Source organism: Kocuria sp. KD4 (assembly GCF_011769905.1).
GTDB lineage: Bacteria > Actinomycetota > Actinomycetes > Actinomycetales > Micrococcaceae > Kocuria > Kocuria marina.
Map to the genome: position 1 here is coordinate 85,598 of NZ_CP050449.1, position 21,268 is coordinate 106,865.

General features: G+C 68.5%; 17 protein-coding genes. 11 read left to right on the forward strand and 6 right to left on the reverse strand.

Features of this window, described 5'->3' with window-relative positions; all coding sequences use genetic code 11:
- Positions 1–57: 57 nt before the first annotated feature.
- Both HBK84_RS00350 and HBK84_RS00355 read right to left on the reverse strand, forming a co-directional pair.
- Positions 58–1,020 carry a hypothetical protein gene (locus tag HBK84_RS00350; protein ID WP_167317893.1) on the reverse strand — a complete coding sequence of 321 codons (963 nt, stop codon included), beginning with the start codon at positions 1,018–1,020 and terminating at the stop codon, positions 58–60.
- A 121-nt stretch (positions 1,021–1,141) separates the two neighbouring features.
- A complete protein-coding gene (locus tag HBK84_RS00355; RefSeq protein WP_144931903.1) occupies positions 1,142–1,609 on the reverse strand; it encodes a MarR family winged helix-turn-helix transcriptional regulator in 468 nt (155 codons plus the stop codon).
- Positions 1,610–1,792: 183 nt separating this feature from the next.
- Here HBK84_RS00355 and HBK84_RS00360 point away from each other — a divergent pair, with 183 nt between their 5' ends.
- A complete protein-coding gene (locus HBK84_RS00360; RefSeq protein ID WP_167317894.1) occupies positions 1,793–2,254 on the forward strand; it encodes a MaoC family dehydratase in 462 nt (153 codons plus the stop codon).
- A gap of 103 nt (positions 2,255–2,357) precedes the next feature.
- Here HBK84_RS00360 and HBK84_RS00365 read toward each other — a convergent pair whose 3' ends face one another.
- Positions 2,358–3,230, reverse strand: coding sequence for an NAD(P)-dependent oxidoreductase (locus tag HBK84_RS00365; RefSeq protein WP_167317895.1), 873 nt, complete (start codon positions 3,228–3,230; stop codon positions 2,358–2,360).
- Positions 3,231–4,022: 792 nt separating this feature from the next.
- Between HBK84_RS00365 and HBK84_RS00370 the strand changes: the two genes are divergently transcribed.
- Positions 4,023–5,492 carry a hypothetical protein gene (locus HBK84_RS00370; RefSeq protein ID WP_240919032.1) on the forward strand — a complete coding sequence of 490 codons (1,470 nt, stop codon included), beginning with the start codon at positions 4,023–4,025 and terminating at the stop codon, positions 5,490–5,492.
- Positions 5,493–5,690: 198 nt separating this feature from the next.
- Positions 5,691–7,124: a gamma-aminobutyraldehyde dehydrogenase gene (locus HBK84_RS00375; protein ID WP_144931905.1), complete on the forward strand. Its 1,434-nt coding sequence runs from the start codon at positions 5,691–5,693 to the stop codon at positions 7,122–7,124.
- Here HBK84_RS00375 and HBK84_RS00380 read toward each other — a convergent pair.
- Positions 7,110–7,859 carry a TetR/AcrR family transcriptional regulator gene (locus tag HBK84_RS00380; RefSeq protein WP_240919033.1) on the reverse strand — a complete coding sequence of 250 codons (750 nt, stop codon included), beginning with the start codon at positions 7,857–7,859 and terminating at the stop codon, positions 7,110–7,112. The two genes, HBK84_RS00375 and HBK84_RS00380, sit on opposite strands and share 15 nt — an antisense overlap.
- Positions 7,860–7,996: 137 nt before the next feature.
- Here HBK84_RS00380 and HBK84_RS00385 point away from each other — a divergent pair, with 137 nt between their 5' ends.
- The 6 genes from HBK84_RS00385 (at position 7,997) to HBK84_RS00410 (ending at position 15,320) form a co-directional block, all read left to right on the forward strand.
- On the forward strand, positions 7,997–9,457 hold the full coding sequence (locus tag HBK84_RS00385; RefSeq protein WP_167317897.1) for an NAD(P)/FAD-dependent oxidoreductase: 1,461 nt from the start codon (positions 7,997–7,999) through the stop codon (positions 9,455–9,457).
- On the forward strand, positions 9,454–10,398 hold the full coding sequence (locus HBK84_RS00390) for a universal stress protein (protein ID WP_167317898.1): 945 nt from the start codon (positions 9,454–9,456) through the stop codon (positions 10,396–10,398). The genes HBK84_RS00385 and HBK84_RS00390 overlap by 4 nt, the downstream gene beginning before the upstream one ends.
- On the forward strand, positions 10,395–11,960 hold the full coding sequence (locus HBK84_RS00395; protein ID WP_144931911.1) for an APC family permease: 1,566 nt from the start codon (positions 10,395–10,397) through the stop codon (positions 11,958–11,960). The genes HBK84_RS00390 and HBK84_RS00395 overlap by 4 nt, the downstream gene beginning before the upstream one ends.
- Before the next feature lie 104 nt (positions 11,961–12,064).
- Positions 12,065–13,108, forward strand: a complete 1,044-nt coding sequence (locus HBK84_RS00400; RefSeq protein ID WP_167319071.1) for an agmatine/peptidylarginine deiminase — start codon at positions 12,065–12,067, stop codon at positions 13,106–13,108.
- Entirely contained in the window at positions 13,105–14,832 is a 1,728-nt protein-coding gene (locus HBK84_RS00405; RefSeq protein ID WP_167317899.1) for an amidase, read from the forward strand. Before HBK84_RS00400 ends, HBK84_RS00405 begins: the two co-directional genes overlap by 4 nt.
- A 104-nt stretch (positions 14,833–14,936) precedes the next feature.
- Positions 14,937–15,320: an RNA-binding S4 domain-containing protein gene (locus tag HBK84_RS00410; protein WP_035960951.1), complete on the forward strand. Its 384-nt coding sequence runs from the start codon at positions 14,937–14,939 to the stop codon at positions 15,318–15,320.
- On the opposite strand, the gene mptB is transcribed toward HBK84_RS00410, so the two are convergent.
- On the reverse strand, positions 15,317–16,879 hold the full coding sequence (gene mptB, locus HBK84_RS00415; protein WP_167317900.1) for a polyprenol phosphomannose-dependent alpha 1,6 mannosyltransferase MptB: 1,563 nt from the start codon (positions 16,877–16,879) through the stop codon (positions 15,317–15,319). The genes HBK84_RS00410 and mptB overlap by 4 nt on opposite strands.
- 294 nt (positions 16,880–17,173) lie before the next feature.
- Between mptB and HBK84_RS00420 the strand changes: the two genes are divergently transcribed.
- Both HBK84_RS00420 and HBK84_RS00425 read left to right on the forward strand, forming a co-directional pair.
- Entirely contained in the window at positions 17,174–18,499 is a 1,326-nt protein-coding gene (locus HBK84_RS00420) for a glycosyltransferase family 87 protein (protein WP_240505632.1), read from the forward strand.
- 130 nt (positions 18,500–18,629) lie between these two features.
- Positions 18,630–19,940: a glycosyltransferase 87 family protein gene (locus HBK84_RS00425; protein WP_167319072.1), complete on the forward strand. Its 1,311-nt coding sequence runs from the start codon at positions 18,630–18,632 to the stop codon at positions 19,938–19,940.
- A gap of 39 nt (positions 19,941–19,979) precedes the next feature.
- Here the strand turns inward: HBK84_RS00425 and HBK84_RS00430 are convergent, their stop codons facing one another.
- Positions 19,980–21,218, reverse strand: a complete 1,239-nt coding sequence (locus HBK84_RS00430; protein WP_167317901.1) for a hypothetical protein — start codon at positions 21,216–21,218, stop codon at positions 19,980–19,982.
- Positions 21,219–21,268: the final 50 nt, after the last annotated feature.

Consider the following 21,268-nt stretch of genomic DNA (forward strand, 5'->3'; position numbering starts at 1 on the left):
CGACTCCCCGGAACCGCGGTGTCTGCCGAACCAAAAGACTCCGCCAGCCCGAGCGGCTCACTGGTAGGACACGAACCACGGCTTGGGCGTCAGCTCGAAGGTCTGCTTGGGGGTGAACGTGGGGGTGTCCTCGTCGTAGAAGTTCTTCCACGCCATGCGGATCCCCCGGGGCAGCTCGTGCTGCAGAGCGTCCCACGTGGACATCTTCAGATCCGGGGTGCCGTGCCCGTCCGCGTGCAGGAGGAACGCGAGCTCGGGGTGGTCCGTCGTGATGGCCTCACGGTTCTGGATCATGGGCATGGAGAACTGGTGCAGGATCAGGGTCTTCTGGGGCAGGCCGTTCTCGGCCGTGAGCCGGGCGAGCCACTGCGTGGTCTCGTTGATCTCCTGAGCGCTCACGGACCCGATCTGCTGCAGCGGGTACTGCCCTGGCCCCAGCCGCCACTCGGGGTCCAGGGCCAGGCCCACGTTGGGCCGCTTGAGCAGTTCCTCGTACCGCTTGGCCTGGGACAGGAAGTCCGAGCGGCCGGGCTGCAGGTCCAGGACCACGTAGATCCCGTGCTTCTGCGCGGCCTCGATGTACGGCATGAGGCGCTCCACGGGAGCCTCGCTGGAGAAGTCGCCGTCCGGCCCCGGGTCGGAGGAGGCGGTGGTCGCGATGATCTCGAACGCCGGGATCATTTTCTCCTGGCTGTAGGGCTCGTACTGCTTGGCCAGCTCGATCGCCCGCTCGGCGGATTCCTCCGGCCCCTGCTCACCCAGCGCGCCCAGCCCCGGGGTGCCCGGGTGTCCGTAGAGCGCCACGAACCGGCGCTCGGGGAACAGGGTGGTGCCCCCGCCGATCAGCTCTGGCGGCTGGGTGGGCGTGGGTGTCGCGCTGGGCTGTTCGGTCGCGGTGGACGACGTCGCTGCGGTACCGTTCGCGGCGTCGTCGCCCCCCGCGTCGCCGCCGGAACCGCAGCCGGTGAGCAGCAGCATGGCGCAGAGGGCGGAAAGGGCGGCGGGGGCGGCGGAGCGCATGGTGCGTGACCTCGATCGGTAGGGGGAGCGCGGGGGAGTCGAGTGTGCTGGTTCCACGGTACGTGTTCGCGGGCGTGAACACCCGGAATCCCGGGGCGGGCGGGGCCGTATGACGGTGCGCTCAGCCCAGTGCCACGCGCTGCAGCAAGTCCAACAGGGTGGCCCGTTCGTCCTCGCTCAGGGGTGCCATTGTCCCGTCCGTGCAGCGGTCCACCGCGGCGCGCGCACGCCGGTAGAGCTCGCGGCCCTTGTCCGTGGGCTCGATCAACTTGGAGCGGCGATCATTGGGGTCGGTGCGCCGCACTACGGCCCCGCGACGCTCGAGGGAATCCACGATCAGCACGATCTGGCTGGGGTCCAGGACAAGGTACCTGCTCAGGTCCCGCTGGGACGGGTGCAGGTCCGAACACACGAGGGACAGGGCCGAGTAATGGCGCACCTTCAGGTCCAGTTCCCCCAGGGCCCGGTTGGCGGACGCGGAAGCCAGGGAACTCGCCCGGGCCATGAGGAACACCGGCTCGCTCGCGAGATCACTCGTCCTCAGGTCCGGCGCTGGGTCAAGGGCGTCCTGCGGAAGGGGGGTGGTCATGTCGCTGCTCCTGGGTGTCGTGTCGTGACGTGCTCCGTGCGGTGGGCGGGGGGTGGGACCGTCCGCCGAAGGATCATCGTGGATAATCTTAACCGTTGGTAATCTCAATTAAATACGGTCCCATGAAAGAAACATGCGGTGACGCCCATCACCGCCGGAGCAGAACCCCAGAGGGAGCATGTCATGACCGCCAAGACCGTTGTTCTGTTCGACGAGGTGGCCGAGCTCGCGGGGAAGGATTTGGGCTACTCCGAGCGGCGCGAGATCACCCAGGACCAGGTGAACCTGTTTGCGGACGCCACCGATGACCACCAGTGGATCCACACCGATCCGGAGAAGGCCGCGGACGGTCCGTTCGGTGGGCCCATCGCACACGGGTTCTTGACCCTGTCGCTGCTGATCCCCATGTGGTCCGAGCTCTTCGACGTGTCCGACGTGAAGACCAAGGTCAGCTACGGCGTGGACAAGGTCCGTTTCACCTCACCGGTGAAGGTGGGCGCACGCATCCGGATGACCGTGACCATCGCGGAGGTCGCGGAGGTCAAGGGCAACGGCCTGCACCAGGTGGCGGATGCGACGATCGAGATCGAGGGGGAGGAGCGCCCCGCGGTGGTGGCGCGCTTCCTGAACCGGTTCTACAAGTAGGGTTCAGGGCCCTCACTACATTCCTGCCCCGATAATGCACGCTACGACGCTGTGGTGTGCATTATCGGGGCACAGGTGTTCTCAGGGGTGGGTCCCAGGTCGTTCACTTCTCGGTTCTGTCCGCGATCCACTTCTGGAACACCGCGGAGTCCTGCTCGCCCAGTCCCGCGTCGATGAGCTGTTGCGCCGCGGCCGCGATGGGCCCGCCCAGCACCGACGTGGTTCCGGTGGCGCGGGCGGCATCGAGGTACGCGGAGACGTCCTTGTGAACGAAGGCCGCCTGCGCGGACACCGAGTAGTCGTGGGCCACGAGCTTGGGAGTCTTGTCCGCCAGGATGGTGGATCCCGCGTAGCCGCCCTGGAGCAGGTCCAGCAGTGTGGCCAGGTCCAGTCCGGCCCGTTCGGCCACAACGCTGGCCTCGGAGATCGCCACGATCTCCGCCGCGCAGATCAGCTGGTTGCACGCCTTCGCTACCTGCCCGGCCCCCAGCGGCCCCAGGTGGACGGGGCGACCGCACGAGGACAGGACGTCCGAGACCAGGCCTGCGGCGGCGTCGTCGCCACCCACCATGACGGACAGGTCCCCGCGGATCGCCCCGGCCTCCCCGCCGCTGATGGGCGCGTCCACGAACTCGACACCCGAGGTGTCCCGGTGCCAGCGGGTGATGTCCACGGGGGAGACGGTGGAGCTGATCGCCAGGACCAGGCGGTCGTGGTCGGCGTCGCGCTCGCGGGCGCCCTCAGCGAGTTCTTCCAGCACGCCGTCGATTTCCGGGGCGCCGGGCACCAACAGGATCACGACGTCGCACTGGCGCGCCATGTGCCGCGGCGTGTCCACCGCGCGGGCCCCCGGGGCCTTGTGGAGGCTGCGATGCAGAACCACCACGTCGTGCCCGGCGCTGATGATGTGCCCGGCCATGGGCTTGCCCATGGATCCGAGACCGATGATTCCCACGGTGTGCGGTGACGGGCTCATGCTGCGGCTCCTCGCGACGGTGACGGGTGGTCCCATCATGCCCCGAATGCTGGCGCCGGCGTCCAGGGGTGGGGGTGAATGACCTCGAACAGAAATACCGAAGCGGGAATGGCGGTTGTACTGCCGGGAAAATTTTGTGCACTCTTGAATTCGGTGGATCCGAGTGACAATGGGTTATCGCCATGGGAGGTGCCGAGGACACATTTCAGCCCTTATGGGCGGGATAATTGTGACTGAATTGATGACTGCATTACGTGCATTGCGGGGCCGCGCCCCAATACCCGGCGTCTCGAGCGCTTGGTCATCGGCGCCGGCGCGGATCATCCGGGTCGGATGGCTGGTTAGAGCCGCCGAACAGTGCGGATTTAAGGACGCTTCCGAAAAAGTAAATGAGGCCAGTAACCAGAAGGATAAGCAATATCGAACCGATAAGAATGGCTAGGTGATCCATTGTTCACTCCTCGCACGTCGTGAAGTCCATTGTCGTACGTAGTTATAAGGCTTCAGTCTAGCAGGATCACCCTCATGAAAATAGTGTGGCATTCCATTCGTATTTCTTCTTCGAAGCGGACGGGGAATGCCGGCCATTGATTGGGTGATGCACGGGGGTAGGTCATGGAGCCTCCCCCAGTCATGCTCACCACCCGCGCCCGGGGTGTAATGACATCTCACGGAGGGGCGGTCTGGGGCTGGAACCGCCGGGCCCACCCGGAGGGACGAGGGAACCGGTGGGGCCGATGACATAACAGGCGGTTAGATAAGAATGATTCTCACTTAGGCTACAGTGCTCGCATGCACACCATCGAACACACCGCCCCTGGCGGGGCTCGCTCGTCCATGCTCGGATTCATCACCATGCATCGCCGGGGGCCCGTCCCCCTGGCCGCGCTGGCCGTCGGCGTCCTGGCCCTCACCGCGTGCGGGGCGGGTGGCGCGGGGCAGGCGGGAGAAGCGTCGTCGTCCCCGCGCGCCGAGGAGACCACGAAGGCCGCGACCAAGGAGGTCTCGCGACTCACCCCGCGCGCGGTGGTGGCGTACGACGGCGGTCTGCTCACCGCGGACACCGCGTCCGGCGAGGTCCTGGATAAGACTGAGAAGGACGGGTTCCTGCGCCTCAGCAACGCCGGGGACGGCAGGCACGTGATGGTCAGCGACGGCGACGTGTTCCGCGTGCACGACACCGGCTTGGACGCGCATAAGCACGGCGACCACTACCACTACCGCGAATCCGCACCCGAGCTGACCGACGTGACCTTCGGCGCCCCGCATGCCGGGCACGTGGTGGTTCACCACGGCAAGACCACGTTGTTCGGCGACGGGGACGGTTCCATCACGACCTTCGAGTCCGAGACGCTGAAGGACGGCGCGCCGGACACAACCGAACGGAAGACCGAGCACCCGCACCACGGTGTGGCGCTCGAGCTGACCGACGGCACGCTGTTCACGACCCAGGGCACGGAGGATGAACGGCACACCGTGCGTGTGCTTGGCAAGGACGGCGCCGTCAAGGCCGAGACGACGGACTGCCCGGGCGTGCACGGTGAGGCGGCGGCCGCGCCGGGAGCGAGCACCGACACCGTGATGGCGGGTTGCGAGAACGGGCCCGTGATCTATCGGGACGGGACGTTCCACAAGGTGGCCGTGGCGGACGCCTACGCGCGCTCGGGCAACCTCGCAGGTTCGGAGAGGTCGCCGATCGTGCTGGGCGACTACAAGGTGGACGAGGATGCCGAGCAGGAGCGCCCCACGCGAGTGGCACTCTTCGACACCCGGGACGGGTCGCGCCGGCTGGTGGACCTGGGCTCGTCCTACTGGTTCCGTTCGCTAGCCCGCGGGCCGGAGGGTGAGGCTTTGGTGCTCACGTACGACGGCAAGCTCAACGTGATCGACGTGGAGTCCGGAAAGGTGGTCCGGAAGATCGACGTGATCCAGCGATGGGAGGAGAAGGCGGACTGGCAGGAGGCGGGTCCCGCGATCAAGGTGGCCGGCTCGAGCGCCTACGTGACCGACGCGCAGAACAAGAAACTGCACGCGGTGGATCTGACCAAGGGTGAAGTGGCCAAGACCATCGACCTGCCGCAGACGCCGGTGGAACTCGCGGTGGTGACGGGCAAACCGGAGGCTCCGGCGCGGGAGGAGAAGGCGCACGGACACGTTTCCCACGGGCACGGTTCCCACGAGGGTCACGACCATGCCCACGACGACGCCGCTCCCTCAGCGGGTGCCGAGGGGCACGGTGGGCACGGGGGTCACGGCCACTGAGCATCGAGGTGGTCCCCCGCCACGAGTGCGCGGTCGGCACACATGTGTGCCGACCGCGCACTTTCCTTTGTCAGGGGGTTCAAAAATGAATGACGATCATTTAAAGTGATCCACGCAACCATCATCGGGGCGCCATGACCGAGCGATCACCGCCGGCGGAGCCGCCACCCGAGAAGCACTCACACCAGGGAGGTCTCCATGAGCGAAGTGCTGCAGAACTTCATCAACGGCCGGTTCGTGCCGGCCCAGGGCCGGGACACCGTCGACATCGTCAACCCCGGCACCGGGGAGACGGTGGCGGTCTCACCCGTCAGTGGCCAGGAGGACGTGGAGGCGGCTTTCCGTGCCGCCACGGATGCGGCCCGGACCTGGAAGCGCACCACCCCCGCAGAACGCCAAGAAGCCCTGCTGCGTATTGCGGATGGGCTCGTGGAGCACCGGGACGAGCTGATCGAGGCCCAGCACCGCAACACCGGTCAGCCCAGGGTGCTGATCGGTGAGGAGGAGGTCGACGCCGGAGCGGACAACCTGCGCTTCTTCGCCGGGGCCGCTCGCACGCTCGAGGGCAGGGCCGCCACCGAGTACATGTCGGAACACACGTCCTACGTGCGCCGCGAGCCCTTGGGCGTGGTGGCTCAGGTGACGCCGTGGAACTACCCGCTCATGATGGCCCTGTGGAAGATCGGCCCGGCGCTCGCGGCGGGCAACACGATCGTGCTCAAGCCCAGCGACACCACCCCGGAGTCCACCCTGGTCCTGGCCCGGATCGCGGGTGAGGTGCTTCCCCCGGGCGTGCTCAACGTGGTCCTGGGTGACGGTGGCACGGGTGCCCTGCTCACCGAACACCCCGCTCCCGCCATGGTCTCCATCACCGGTTCGGTGCGTGCCGGTCGGGCGGTCGCGCGCAGTGCGGCGGACGGGCTCAAGCGATCCCACCTGGAACTCGGCGGCAAGGCGCCGGCCGTGGTCTTCGCGGACGCGGACCTGCCGCGCACGGCACAGCAGCTCGTCCAGTACGGCACGTTCAACGCCGGCCAGGACTGCACTGCGGTCACCCGCATCCTCGTGGCGGACGGCGTCCACGACGAGCTCGTGCGTCTGCTGGTTGCGGAGGCCGAGAAGCTCACGACCGGTAACGCGGACGAATCGCGCAACGACTACGGGCCGCTGAACAACGAGCGCCACTTCGCGGATGTGCGCGCCAAGCTGGAGAGCGTCCCGGAACACGCCACGGTGGTCACGGGCGGCAAACCCGTGGCGGGCACGGAGGGTTTCTTCATCGAACCGACCATCATCACGGGTGTGCGTCAGGACGACACCCTGGTGCAGGAGGAGACGTTCGGCCCCGTGCTCACGGTGCAGCGGTTCTCCTCGGAGGAGGAGGCTGTGGAGCTCGCCAACGACGTCCCCTACGCTCTGGCCTCCAGCCTGTGGACCTCCGACCACGGCACTGCGATGCGCGTGAGCCGGGACCTGGACTTCGGGTGCGTGTGGGTCAACACCCACATGCTGCTGATCTCCGAAATGCCCCACGGCGGGTTCAAGAATTCCGGCTACGGCAAGGACCTGTCCCTGTACTCGGTCGAGGAATACACGCGCGTCAAGCACGTGATGCACTCACTCGAGGTCTGATCCGCCACTCGTGATTCCGGGCTCCTGGGCCCGCAAGGCGTCCAGGTGCACCCGGAACCCGGACAGCAGACTACGCAGCCCCACGTCGAACGCCACATCGGCGGGCGACGCCGCTGTCTCGGCCCCCGCACCATGGGGCCCGGGCGAGCGGCGTCGTGAATCCAGGGAGAGGTCACGATGCGCAACGGCCGCGGAGAACATGGGGGCTACCTCGCTGAGTTCGCCGGGATCGAAGATGTTATCCGGTGCCACGGCGTCGTAGGCGGAGCCGAAGACCAGGGATTCCACCGCCACGATCGTGTTGACTACCCAGGACCGCGGCCAACCGGCGCGCGTGAGTCCCGCGGCCACCTTCTCGTACATGGCCAGGGTGTGCGGGGAATTGGCGACCGGCAGGACGGCCATGACGGGGATCAGGGGGATGTTGCGGGCGTAGACCTCACGGTAGGAACGCGCCCACCGCTCCAGGGCCACATCCCAGTCCTGCGCGTCGAAGGCCGAGCAGTCGATCTCCTGGTTGACTCGGTCCTGGACCAGGATCATGATGTCCCGCTTGGACCCCACGTGGTTGTACAGGGCGGAGGCGGAGACGCCGAGCTGGCGGGCGAGCGCGGCCATGGTCAGGGCGCGGTAGCCACCGGACTGGATGAGGGACACCGCGGCGCTGGCGATCTTGCGTTGCGTGAGCACCGGATTCAGTGGGCGGCCCCGGCCGCGCGTGGAACTGTCCTTCACCACTGATCCTCCCGGAGGCGTCGCTCGCGCAACCACTGCACGGCGTCCCACCCCACCCTCACGATCCCATGCGGAGCGTGCATCCGCGCATCACCCATAAATGAATGTTCTTCATTATATCTGGAGAGGAAAACACCATGTCAGAGCAACGAATCATCGGATCCCGAGAGGCCATCGAGCGGGACGTCGTGATCGTGGGCGCCGGCCCGGCCGGGCTCATGGCGGCGCGCCGGTTGTCGCAGGCCGGTAAGTCCGTGGCTGTCCTGGAAGCCCGTGACCGCGTGGGTGGACGGACCTGGTCCAGGACCATCGATGACGCGTTCCTGGAGATCGGCGGCCAGTGGATCTCCCCGGACCAGACCGAGTTGCTGTCCCTCGTGGATGAGCTGGGACTCGAGACCTTCGAGCGCTACCGCGAGGGCGATTCGGTCTACATCGCCCCGGACGGCACCCGGCACGCCTACACCGGTCACATGTTCCCGGCCTCCCCGGAGACGGAGGCGGAGATGGAGAAGTTGATCGGGAAGCTGGACGAGCTGGCCTCGGAGATCGGCGCCACGGAACCCTGGGCCCATCCCAAGGCCCGGGAACTGGACACCGTGTCCTTCCACGACTGGCTGCGTCGCAACAGCTCGGACGAGGAAGCCTGCAACAACATCGGTATCTTCATCGCAGGGGGCATGCTGACCAAGCCGTCCCACGCGTTCTCCGCGCTGCAGGCCGTGCTCATGGCGGCCTCCGCCGGTTCCTTCTCCAACCTCGTGGACGAGGACTTCATCCTGGACCGCCGCGTGGTGGGCGGGATGCAGTCGGTGTCCGTCACGATGGCCGGTGAGCTGGGCGTGGACGAGGGCGCCAAGGAGGTCGCCAGTGATCCCGGAACGGTGGTGTTCCTGAACTCCCCCGTGCGCACGATCACCTGGGCCGGGGAGGGCCAGACCTACGAGGAGCACGACCCCAACGCCACGGTCACGGTCTATTCGGACCGGGTGACCGTCCACGCCAAGGACGTGGTGGTCGCGGTCCCCCCGAACCTCTACTCCCGGATCTCGTTCGAACCCCCGCTGCCCCGGATGCAGCACCAGATGCACCAGCACCAGTCCCTGGGGATCGTCATCAAGGTCCACGCGGTGTACGAGACCCCGTTCTGGCGGGAGAAGGGCCTGTCCGGCACGGGCTTCGGGGCGTACGAGCTCTCGCAGGAGGTCTACGACAACACCAACCACGAGGACACCCGGGGCACCCTGGTGGGCTTCGTCTCGGACGAGAAGGCGGACGAGGTCTTCCGGCTGCCCGCCGAGGAGCGCAAGCGCCGGATCCTCGAGTCCTTGTCCCACTACCTGGGCGAGGAAGCGCTGACCCCGGTGGTCTACTACGAGTCCGACTTCGGCTCCGAGGAGTGGACGCGCGGTGCCTACGCCGCGTCCTTCGACCTAGGCGGGCTGTCCCGCTACGGGGCCATCCAGTCGGAGCCCGTGGGCCCCATCCGCTGGGCGTGTTCCGATCTCGCGGCGGAGGGTTATCAGCACGTCGACGGCGCTCTGCGCCAGGGCGCACTGGCCGCCTCCCGGATCCTCGAGGCGAGGGGACAGCGGTGAGTGCCTCCGTCACCCACGCTCCGGGTGCGCAGGGCGACGGCGCGGGACGGTCCGCCTTCCGCTACGTCGTGGCGTACGGCGGGGACAAGCGCAGCAAGGAGGCGCTGCGCCTGGCCGTGGTGATGGCCCGGGCCTACCACGCCGAGCTGGAGCTGGTGTGCGTGGTGCGCACCGACGACCCGTACAGCCACGTGTACCCGCCCGTGGGCAACGTCGTCCCGATGATCACCCGCCAGGCCGCCGAGTGGCTGGACGAGGGGCTCGCACTGGTTCCCGAGGACGTCGTCGCGCGCGCTCACGTGCGCAGCTCACCGTCCGTGGCGGACGGTCTGATCCGGGCCGTGGAGGAGTTCGGCGCCGGGCTCATGGTGGTCGGCGCGGCGAGCGGGAAGTACACCGCCAAGTTCTCGGTGGGTCCGGTCGCGGACGCCCTGCTGCACCGGGCGACCGTGCCCGTGGCACTGGCCCCGCGGCGCTACAAGGGCGAGGAAGCGATCACGCGCTTGTACGCCGGGGTGGGGACCCGCCCCGGTGCGCAGCGGATCATCTCCGAGACGCGCCGCGCCGTGAGTCGGACCGGTCTGGAGCTCGTGCTCGTGAACTTCCTGCCGTTGGACCAGGTCCACGGCGCACCCGAGGCCGCCGTGGACCTCGCGCAGCGAACCCTCGAGGACGCGGCCGCCGAGATCGGCGCGCAAAACCCCGTGAGCGTGCGCGTGGCCCAGGGCAAGAACCTCAAGCAGACGGTGGACGACATCTCCTGGGAGCCCGGTTCCGTGCTCTTCGTGGGGTCCTCGCGCCTCGCCGGGAACCGCCAGATCTTCCTGGGGACCACCACCGCCCGCATCCTGCGTCACCTTCCCATCCCCATGATCGTGCTGCCCCGTGCAGCCGACGACGACGCCGCGCGCAAGGGCGCGACCGAGGAGACACTGACATGAGTCACGACGCTCCCGGGAAACTACCCGGAACCACGCCCTCCGCTACATCCGGCACCGCGTCCCCCGGGGCGGAGGAGACCCAGGGCAAGGGCCTCAACGCCGGATCGGTGGGATTGCTCGGATCACTCGTCATCGGCGTGTCCACGATCGCCCCGGCCTACACCCTCTCCGGGGCCCTGGGTCCCACGGCCGCGGCGGTCGGCACCCACTTACCGGCCATCCTCCTGGTGGGATTCCTTCCCATGCTGCTCGTGGCCCTGGGCTACCGGCAGTTGAACCGGGCCATGCCGGACTCCGGCACCACGTTCACGTGGGTCTCCAAGGCCTTTGGGCCGTGGGTCGGATGGATGGGTAGCTGGGGCCTGCTGGCCGCGACCATCCTGGTGCTGTCCAACCTGGCCGGGATCGCCGTGGACTTCCTGTACCTGGCCATAGCGCAGGTCACCGGCCGGGAGGAGATCGCCGAGCTGACCCGCAATGTGCCGCTCAACGTGGCCACGTGTCTCGTGTTCGTGGCATTGGCGTCCTGGATCTCCTACCGGGGCATGGAGGCCACCAAGGTGGTCCAGTACCTGCTCGTGGGGTTCCAGGTGATCGTGCTGGTGTGGTTCTCGGTCGCCGCGTATCTGCACGTGGCGGATGGCACGGCCTTCGAGGGGCTGCACATGGACCCCGACTGGTTCAACCCACTCAGTGTCGACTCGTTCTCGACCTTCGCGGCGGGCGTGTCCCTGTCCGTGTTCATCTATTGGGGCTGGGACGTGGTGCTCACCCTCAACGAGGAGAGCACCGACGGGGCCAACACCCCCGGGAGATCCGCCCTGGCCACCATCCTGGTGATCGTCGCCCTGTACCTCATGGTCGCCCTGGCCGTGCTCATGTACTCCGGGGTGTCCTCGGAGGGAGTGGGCCTGGGTAACCCGGAGATCCAGGAGAACGTGTTCGCCGCGCTCGCCGGACCGATCATGGGCCCCACCGCGGTCCTGATGTCCATCGCCGTCCTCTCGTCCTCCGCCGCGTCCCTGCAGTCCACCATGATCTCGCCGGCGCGCACGATGCTGGCCATGGGCTACTACGGGGCCCTGCCGCGCAAGTACGCCCGGGTCAACGCACGGTTCCAGACCCCGGGATACGCGACCATGGCCGCGGCCGTCATCGCGTCCGTGTTCTACGCCGTGATGCGCGTGATCTCCGAGAACGTCCTGTGGGACACCATCACCACCCTGGGCATGATGGTGTGCTTCTACTACGGCGTCACCGCCCTCGCGTGCGTGTGGTACTTCCGCCGGGACGCGTTCAAGAGCGTGCGCGGTTTCCTGGGGAAGTTCGCGGCTCCCCTGGTGGGCGGGATCCTGCTGCTGGTGTTCTTCGTCCAGACCTCCTACGACTCCATGGACCCGGACTACGGGTCCGGTTCCGAGATCGGGGGCGTGGGTCTCGTGTTCATCCTGGGGGTGGGGATCCTGCTGCTCGGACTGCTCATGATGTTCGTGCAGTACCGCCGCAACCCCGCGTTCTTCAGGCAGCGCTTCGAGACCACGGAACTGCCCGTCATCGACTAGGGCGTGCGCTGATCCAGACCGACCCGAACCCGTCCGAGAGACCGAAAAGGAACACCGTGCCTTCTTCGCACACGATCACCGACACGACCGCCAGGGATACCGTGATGCCCGCCGAGTGGGAGCCGCACGAACGCACGTGGCTCGCGTTCCCCCCGCCCAACGCCACGTTCGGGCAGCGGGGGGACGAAACCCTTGACCGGGCCCGTCGCGCGTGGTCCCGGGTAGCACGCACCATCGCACGCTACGAGAAGGTCACCGTGGTGGCGCACCCGGGCGACGTCGACGCCGCCCGGGACGCGCTGGGCGACGTCGCGGACCTCGCCGTGGCCCCGCTCGACGATGCCTGGATCCGGGACTCCGGCCCCACGTTCGTGCACGACCCCGAGGGCCGGGTGGCGGCCGTGGATTGGGTGTTCAACGGCTGGGGCGCGCAGGAGTGGGCCTCGTGGGAGAACGACCGGAAGGTGGGGGCGTTCGTCGCGGACACGGCGGGTGTCCCGCTGGCCTCGAGCGAGCTGGTCAACGAGGGTGGTGGGTTCCACGTGGATGGGCGGGGGACCGTATTGCTCACCGAGACCGTGCAACTGGATCCGGGCCGTAATCCGGGGGCTACCAGGGAACGGGTGGAGGCCTTGATCCACGAGCAGCTGGGCACCACCAAGGCGATCTGGCTGCCCCGGGGGCTGAGCCGGGACTACGACCAGTTCGGTACGCGCGGCCACGTGGACATCGTCGCGGCGTTCGCGGGGCCCGGTACGGTCCTGATGCACGAGCAGACCGATCCGCGCCACCCCGATCACGCGGTGTCGCAAGAGATCCGGCGGTGCCTGGAGGCTGCCGTGGATGCCACGGGACAGCCGCTGCGCGTGGTGGGTGTGCCCGCGCCGACCGTGCTCACCGACGAGGAGGGGTACGTGGACTGGTCCTACATCAACCACTACGTGGGCAACGGCGTGGTGGTGCTGTGCGCCTTCGACGATCCCCGTGACGCGGAGGCGGCGCGAATCCTGCAGGAGGTCTACCCGGACCGGACCATCGAACTGGTGGACGCCCGGGACATCTTCGCTTTCGGCGGCGGGATCCATTGCATCACCCAGCAGCAACCGGCGCCGCGGGCGGCGTCGCCGTCGGGGGAGGAGCGGGCATGAGCGGCGTCGACGTCGTGGAGGCCTCGATCGCACAGCTGCGCGCTGCGCTCGAGGCGGGGGAGGTGACCAGCGAGGAACTGGTCCTGGCGTACCAGCGGCGCATCGCGACATACGACCGTGACGGCATCCGCTTGAACTCCGTGGTCGTGGACGCTCCCGACGCCCTCGAGCAGGCGCGGGCATCGGACCGACGCCGCGAGCGCGGCGAGACCCTGGGCCCGCTGGACGGTATCCCGTACACCGCGAAGGACAGCTACTGCGCGCGGGGGCTCACGGTCGCCGCGGGATCTCCGGCGTTCCGGGACCTCGTGGCGCAGCGGGACGCCTTCACGATCGAGCGGTTGCGCGCGGGCGGGGCCGTTCTGCTGGGTCTGACCAACATGCCGCCCATGGCCAACGGTGGTATGCAGCGCGGGGCGTACGGGCGCGCCGAGAGCCCGTACAACGAGCACTACCTCACGGCGGCCTTCGGATCGGGGTCCTCCAACGGCTCCGGGACGGCCACGGCGGCGTCGTTCGCGAGCTTCGGGCTCGGAGAGGAGACGTGGTCCTCCGGGCGCGCGCCCGCGTCGAACAACGGGCTGTGCGCCTACACGCCGTCGCGCGGGGTCATCTCCGTGCGGGGCAACTGGCCGCTGGTGCCCACCATGGACGTGGTGGTGCCCCACACCCGCTCGATGGCGGACATGCTCGAGGTCCTGGACGTCATCGTCGCCGACGACGCCCACGTCCGCGGTGACTTCTGGCGCGTCCAACCCTGGGTTGCGATCCCCAAGGCCTCGGCGGTGCGTCCGGAGTCCTACCGCTCCCTGGCGGCGGGCGACGTCACCGCCGGGGCGCAGCCGCTGCGCGGTACACGGCTGGGGGTGCCGCGCATGTACGTCAATGCCGACCCCCTGGCCGGTACCGCGGAGGACCCCGGGATCGGCGGGCCCACCGGGCAGCGGATCGTCACGCGGGACTCGGTCATGGCCGTGTGGCAGCACGCCCGTGTCGCCCTGGAGGCCGCGGGCGCGGAGGTCGTGGAGGTGGACTTCCCGGTCGTGAGCAACTACGAGGGGGACCGCCCCGGCGCCCCCACCATCGCGACCCGCGGATTCGTGAGCCCCGAGTACCTGAAGCGGGAGATCGTGGATCTCTCCGCGTGGGCGTGGGACGACTTCCTGGACGCGAACGGGGACCCTGCGCTGCATCGGTTGGCGGACGTGGCCGGGGAGGAGATCTTCCCGCACCCGCCCGGCGCACTGCCGGACCGCTACGACGGGTTCGAGGACGACATCGCCGACTACCCCCAGTTCATGCGCGACCACGGCCGCGTGGAGCTGACCCGGATCCCCGAGTTGGCCGAGGGCGTGCGCGGACTCGAGCGCACCCGGCAGGTGGATCTCGAAGCGTGGCTGGACGAGCTCGGTCTGGACGGGGTGGTCTTCCCCGCGGTCGCGGACGTGGGCCCGGCGGACGCGGACGTGAATCCGGATTCTGCGGACCTGGCCTGGCGCAATGGGACGTGGGTGGCCAACGGGAACCTGGTGCCACGGCATCTGGGGATCCCCACGGTCACGGTGCCGATGGGTGTCATGGTGGACATCGGGATGCCCGTGGGCCTCACGCTCGCGGGCCGGGCATATGACGATACCGAGCTGTTGCGCCTGGCCACGATTTTCGAGGCGCTGCTTCCCGCTCGCACCGCGCCGCCGAGGACGCCGCCGCTGCCACGGGGGTGAGACGGCGCTCGGGCGCGTCGTCACGCTGGCTCCCTATCGCGCGCGGGGCCGGCGGCGAGGGGTGGGCGGGAACCGCGTCGTCACCCCCGAGTACCGTGGACCCCATGAACGCCCCAGCCAACGAACCCGGTAGCGCCCGCCTGGACGTGTGGTTGTGGTCGGTGCGGTTGTTCAAGACCCGCTCCGCCGCCACGACCGCGTGCCGCGCGGGACACGTGCGGCTCAACGGCGCCCCCGTGAAGGCCGCCCAGCCGGTGCGGGTGGGGGATCGGGTGAGTGTGCGCCGCCCGGGGTGGCAGCAGGAGTTCCAGGTCACCAAGCTCATCGTCAAGCGTGTGGGCGCCCCTGTGGCGGCCCAGTGCTACATCGACCACTCCCCGCCGCGGCCCGCGGAACTCAGCGTGCCGGTGGCCCGCCGGGACCGTGGGGCGGGGCGGCCCACCAAGAAGGACCGCCGCGAGCTCGAAAGGCTCAGGGGCCTGCGTTAGTCCTTGTGCGCCGTCGTACCCGCGGCCACCTGAGGGGGGCCGGGATCCACCCAGCCCCGGAACCCACCGTGGGTCAGCAGGGTGCGGGTGCGGGGATCGATCAGCGCCAGGTAGAGCGTGAAGGCCACCGTGATCATGAACGCCACCTGGGACACGCTCACGCTGAGGTCGATGAACGGCCACACGGACAGCTGGTCCTGGGCCCCGAAGACCACGAAGAACGTGATCACGATGTACAGGATGCGGATCTGCCAGTTGTCCTTGATGCCGGCCGCGGCCAGCAGTGGGATGAGCCACAGGATGTACCAGGGCTGGATGATGGGGGACAGCAGCACCACGGCGGAGAACGCGAGGGCCATTCGCCGCACGATCCTGCGGTCCCCGCCCACGAACATCAGCACGAGGACCAGGGCGATGGCCGCGTACTGCAGCACCTGACGGAACACCGATGCGAGGGCGTCCCCCGGTTGGCCGAAGAAGTTTCCCACGCGCTCCACCTGTTGTCCCAGGAACCCGGACGGCGAGTACCCCGTGTACCCCGGGGTGGGGTCCAACAGGGCCCAGGCCCAGCCCAGACCGAGGTTATCCGCGTAACCGCTCACCGCGAGGATCCCGAAACTGAGGAGCGCGGTGGCCGCCCAGATGACGAACCGCCGCGGCCACGAGGCACCCTTGCCCGCCCAGAGCAGACCGATGAACGGCAGCAGCAGGATGGTGATGGGTTTGATCCCGATGGACCCCGTGACCAGAAGTATGCCCAGCAGGGGATATTTTGTGGCCGCGGCGTATACGCCGGCCACGGCGAGGCCCACCATGAGTGCGTCGTTGTGGGCGCTGGCCACGAAGCTGATGAGGAACAGCGGGTTGGCCACGGCGATCCAGAGAGCCCGGGCACCGTTGATCCCGTGCAGGCGCGCGAGCTTGGGCACGTAGATCATGCACAGCACCACTCCCACGTACGCCACCGCCCGGAACAGCATCACGGAGGCGTCCGGCTGGGCGTTGGTCAACCGGACGACCCCGGCGGCGATCCACAGGAAATAGGGGCCGTACGGGGTGCGGGCCTCCGCCCATTCCGGATCCGCGCCCAGCATGAACCAGTTGTCGAGCGAGGAGATCCCCTCCACGTACGGGTCCTTGCCGGCCAGCATCAACCGGCCCTGACCGATGTACGCGTACACGTCCCGCGAGTAGATGGGAACGGCGAGGAACAGGGGCAGGGACCATGCGATCACGGCGATCATCACGGTGCGCAACGACCCGTGCGGCCATCCCCGCAGGCGTTGACCGAGGCGCAACCACGATCGGATGAGCAGCATGGCGCCCACGGTGAGCAGCACGGTGCACCCGTACACGCCCCACACGTTCACGCGCAGTTCGATGACCAGGGGGTGCCGGACCATGGGGGAGCCGTTGGCGATCCACCCGGTCCCCACGGACCCCACGAGCATCATGAGCGAACCAATGACGCCCTGGATGATCGCCATGTGGGCGCGCGAATCATTCTTGGCGGTGGAGCCGGTGTGCGCGGGAGAGGGGCGAGAACCGGTCGCGGTCATGGATTCCAGCCCCCTCAGCCAACCAGTGGTGGGCGAGCCGAGGTGTCCAGCGGCTCCGACCCCTGACTTTACAGGACGGTTTGCACTCGAACAGTGCGCGTTCTGGGGGTTCCTTGGGGGCGGGGTGAGCGCATCATGGTGCCGTATGCGGTCCCCGGAGTGGTTCCCCATAGAATCGGAACCGGTATGTCCGAGGCGCCGGGACCCTCGGGCGCCGCACGCCCCCGAACAGGACCAGTGCACACCCCCGGACCAGAACAGAATCCCGCGCGCATTCGGACAAGGACCTCATCCGTGCCCACAGAGAGATATTTCACGGCCGTTACCCGGGCACGGGACGCCGTGCTCCCCCGCGCCGCGCAGGATCGTCTGATGACACCGGGCGCGCTGCTCGTGGGGTTCCTGCTGGTGCACGTGGGCTTCCTGATTTTTGCCCTGATCGTCTCGCTGCAGGGCAATGCCTTCAGCGACACCAACATCTACCGCGCGTGGGCGGAAGCGGGTTTCGACGACCGCAACATCGCGTACGGTCCCAGCCCCTGGGTGTACCCCGTGCTCGCGCAGATCCCCATGGGACTCGCGGGCATCGCGGGACCGGGCCCGTACTTCTTCCTGTGGGTGCTCATCATCGCGGTGCTCAACGCCGTGGCCATGGGCAAGCTGACCGACTGGGGTCGTAACCGCGCCGCCCTGCCCGCTGGCTGGTGGTGGCTCGTGTTCATCCTGCTCATGGGCTGGCTGGGCTTTGCGCGCGTGGACGGTCTCACGGCCCCGCTCGTGCTGCTGGGCCTGGTCTACGGGGTGTCCCGCCCGTTCGTGGCCTCCGCGATCCTCAGCCTGGCCACGTGGATCAAGGTCTGGCCGGCCGCCGTCGTGATCGCCCTGTTGACCGCCGCACGACGTCGCGGCGCCGTGTTGCTCGCCGGGATCCTGGTCACGCTGTTCGCCGTGGCGGCCGCGTTCGTGTCCGGATCACCGCGCCAGATCGCGGACTTCATGACCCAGCAGGGCGACCGCGGCATGCAGCTCGAGGCCACGTTCAGCACCCCGTGGCTGTGGCTCTCGGTGCTGGGTGTGGGTGATTCCCGCATGTATATGAACACGGACATCAACTCGATGCAGGTCAGCGGCCCCGGTTCGGACGTGATGTCCCGGCTCATGCAGCCGCTGTTCGTGGTGGCCGCCGTGGTGGTCGTGGTGCTGATCGCCCGCGGGCTGCGTCGCGGCGTGCACGCCGGTGCCCTGGACCGCACGGCCCTGTTCCTCGCGGGTTCGCTGACCATGGTCACGGCCTTCATCGTGTTCAACAAGGTGGGCTCGCCCCAGTTCATGGTGTGGCTGGGCCCCGTGATCGCGGTGGGCCTGGTGCACAACTGGAAGGTGTGGCGCACCCCGGCGTTCCTCGCGGTGCTGATCGCGATCGCCACGTTCTTCGTCTACCCGCTCTTCTACACCGCGCTGAGCCACAACAACCCCGTCATGGCCGGCGTGCTGACCCTGCGCAACCTGCTGCTCGTGGTCCTGCTGTGGTGGTCCGCGCGCGGGCTGTACCGGCTGGGGTCCGCCGGGCCCGCCGGTTCCGCCGCGAAGGGAGGCCCGGTTGCCGGCCCGCACGCCTGACGACGACACGGCTCCCGCCCCCGGGGACGCCCACCGCACCTCGGTGCCGCGCACGGGTGCCCCCGCGGCACCCACTGGCGGAGCCACCGCGCACCCCGAGGCTGCCTCTGCCGACGACGCCGCTCACTCGGTGACGGGCGCGCGGCCCGGGCCGCAGCGTCGTCGTCCGCAGGAGTGGCTGAACCGCCCCGCCGCCGTGTGGGTGGGCTTCGCGGTGGTGCACGTGTACTTCCTGTGCTGGATGGCCACGTTCTTCCTGCACGGGTGGGCGTTCAGCGACACCGAGCAGTATCGCGAATGGGCGATGGCCGGGTACAACGCGCCCGACCAGGGTTCCGTCAGCCCGTGGGTCTACCCCGTGCTCGCCCAAGTGCCCATCATGTTCCCGAGGATCGCGGGCTACGACCTCTACCTTCTGGCGTGGACGCTCATGATCACCGCGTTGAACGCCGTGGCCATGTGGTTCCTCCTCCACCGCGCCCCGCGCAGCGGTGTGCTGGCCGGGTGGTGGTGGGTCGTCTTCACCGTGTTCCTGGGATACCTCAGCTTCGCGCGTGTGGAGGGTGTGGCGGCGCCGATCGTGTTCATCGGCCTGCTCTACGCCGTGCGCCATCCGGTGGTGGGATCGGCGCTGCTGAGCATCGCCACGTGGATCAAGGTGTGGCCGGCCGCGGTGCTGCTGGCCATGGTCATCGCGCTCAAACAGCGCGTGCGCATCATCACGGCGGGCGTGGTGGTCACGCTGTTCGTGGTGCTGGGCGTGCTGGTGCTCGGCGGGATCGAGCGGATCGCGGACTTCCTGCTCAACCAAGGCTCCCGCGGGATGCAGCTCGAGGCCACGTTCTCCACGCCGTGGGTGTGGGCCGCTGTCCTGGGGCTCGCCGACTCCCGGATCGCGGACAACACCGCGATCAACTCCACCGAGGTCTACGGTCCCGGTGTGGAGGTCATGGCCTCCCTCATGCAGCCGCTGCTGCTCATGGCCGTTCTCGTTGCCGTGGTGCTGCTCATCCGGGCACTGCGGCGCGGTGCGGACAGGGCGCGCCTGGTCCTCGCCGGATCCTTGCTGCTGACCATCGTGCTGATCGTGTTCAACAAGGTGGGCTCCCCGCAGTTCATGATCTGGCTGGCCCCGGTGATCATGGTGGGTCTGCTGCACGACCGCGTCCGGTGGCGCATCCCGGCCTTACTGACCCTGGGCATCGCGGCGACCACGTTCGTGATCTACCCGCTGTTCTACACGCCGCTGATCCACGCGAACCCGGTCATGGCCGGGGTGCTGACCCTGCGTAACGTGCTGCTCGTGATCCTCCTGGGTTGGACCGTGCGACGGATCTGGCAGCTGGGTGCGCCCGCGGCGGCCGGGGCCCGGCCCGGTGCCACTGTGTTGAATGCGGAGGAGCCAAGCGCCGAAGATAAGAAGTCATCCCCGCGACGATAGCCACACGCCGGAGAAGCTCCCCGTGGCGGTCGTTGAGCGTTAGGAGTCGTCCCCGCGCCTCGTGAGCCGGTTTTTGGCGTACCCCCACAGCGAGGGCGCCTCCTCGGGCTGCCGGGCCTCCGCATTACGCAACCGGTCCTCCCGCTTGTCGCGGTGGCGTTGCATGTGGTCCTCGTAGCGCTTCTGGTTGAGCCGCTGCTGGTCCTGCTCCGCGGCCTCCCCCTGCGGATCCGTCTCATAGCCGTCCCGCGGGTCGGTGCGCTGCGAATCATGTACCACCCGGGGGGCGGTGGCGTGCGTGTCCGCCCGTTCGGCCTCGACCACGCGCGGGAGCCTCCGCCGGATCGCCTCGCGCTCCGCCCGCTCCGCCAACCGTCGCTGCGACGCACTCATCCGGCGGGGCTCGGTATACCGGTCGCGGATCTTCTCGATCACGGGCAGCTCGTCGGTGGTCTCGTACGGCTCCTCCGGGTCGTCGACCTCGTACGACGACGGCGCCGCTCGCTCCCGTACGTGCGGCGCCGCGGCGGCGTCGTCCGTGACGTAGGAGACCCGGGTGACGGGGTGGTGTGCGGTGTCCTGGTCCCGCAGCGGGGTGACACGCGGGACGGAATCGGTGTCGACTTCCCGCGGCGCCTGCCACGGCGTGTCCGCGAAGACGCGGTGGCTGCGCCAACCCCGGAAGAGTTTCCAGCCGAGGTAGAGCACGCCCAGCAGCAGGACGGCGGCGGGTTCGGCGTAGCCCGTGGAGTAATAGATCGAGGCCGCGATGAGCGCCACGATCCCCGCCCCCAGGGGCACGAGGGCCGCGGGCGACTGAACGGGCAGCAAACCCAGGAGATCACGGGTGTAGCGGCTGTCGTGACGACGACCGTGCACCGTGTGGGCCCGGATCTTCACGCCCGGGGGAGTGTGCTGCGAGAGTCGGTGCGTGGTGACCGGGGGATCCTCCGGGTCCTCGGGCTCGAGCACCACGGTGCGGGCGCGCCCGGCGGCCAACGCCGCCCTATTGGTCGCCAGAAAGCCGGCGAGCAGTAGATACACGCCCATGGTCAGAAGCACGTAGGGCAGCATTACCGCCACGACCAGGGCGATCACACGCCAGACCCAGGCCACGTCCCCGGCCGGGAAGTTCTCGAAACGGAAGGGTCCGTGGGTTACCCACAGGAGAAGCGCCCCGAGGATCACGGCTCCCACCCCGTTGCGCACGGCGTGCACGCGCAACCGCGGCCAACCGCGGGCCGACCGCGCGGCCCGGCGCTGTTCGCGTGTGCGCATGAGGACTCCTGTGATCCCGGGGAAAAGGGTGCTCCCAGGGTATGTGGTGC

Bases quoted from the DNA above. Each gene is read 5' to 3' on its own strand.
- HBK84_RS00375 (WP_144931905.1), top strand. From the start codon at position 5,691: ATGAGCGAAGTGCTGCAGAACTTCATCAACGGCCGGTTCGTGCCGGCC.
- HBK84_RS00395 (WP_144931911.1), top strand. From the start codon at position 10,395: ATGAGTCACGACGCTCCCGGGAAACTACCCGGAACCACGCCCTCCGCT.
- HBK84_RS00365 (WP_167317895.1), bottom strand. From the start codon at position 3,230: ATGAGCCCGTCACCGCACACCGTGGGAATCATCGGTCTCGGATCCATG.
- mptB (WP_167317900.1), bottom strand. From the start codon at position 16,879: ATGACCGCGACCGGTTCTCGCCCCTCTCCCGCGCACACCGGCTCCACC.
- HBK84_RS00405 (WP_167317899.1), top strand. From the start codon at position 13,105: ATGAGCGGCGTCGACGTCGTGGAGGCCTCGATCGCACAGCTGCGCGCT.
- HBK84_RS00385 (WP_167317897.1), top strand. From the start codon at position 7,997: ATGTCAGAGCAACGAATCATCGGATCCCGAGAGGCCATCGAGCGGGAC.
- HBK84_RS00410 (WP_035960951.1), top strand. From the start codon at position 14,937: ATGAACGCCCCAGCCAACGAACCCGGTAGCGCCCGCCTGGACGTGTGG.
- HBK84_RS00355 (WP_144931903.1), bottom strand. From the start codon at position 1,609: ATGACCACCCCCCTTCCGCAGGACGCCCTTGACCCAGCGCCGGACCTG.
- HBK84_RS00400 (WP_167319071.1), top strand. From the start codon at position 12,065: ATGCCCGCCGAGTGGGAGCCGCACGAACGCACGTGGCTCGCGTTCCCC.
- HBK84_RS00370 (WP_240919032.1), top strand. From the start codon at position 4,023: ATGCACACCATCGAACACACCGCCCCTGGCGGGGCTCGCTCGTCCATG.
- HBK84_RS00430 (WP_167317901.1), bottom strand. From the start codon at position 21,218: ATGCGCACACGCGAACAGCGCCGGGCCGCGCGGTCGGCCCGCGGTTGG.
- HBK84_RS00360 (WP_167317894.1), top strand. From the start codon at position 1,793: ATGACCGCCAAGACCGTTGTTCTGTTCGACGAGGTGGCCGAGCTCGCG.
- HBK84_RS00350 (WP_167317893.1), bottom strand. From the start codon at position 1,020: ATGCGCTCCGCCGCCCCCGCCGCCCTTTCCGCCCTCTGCGCCATGCTG.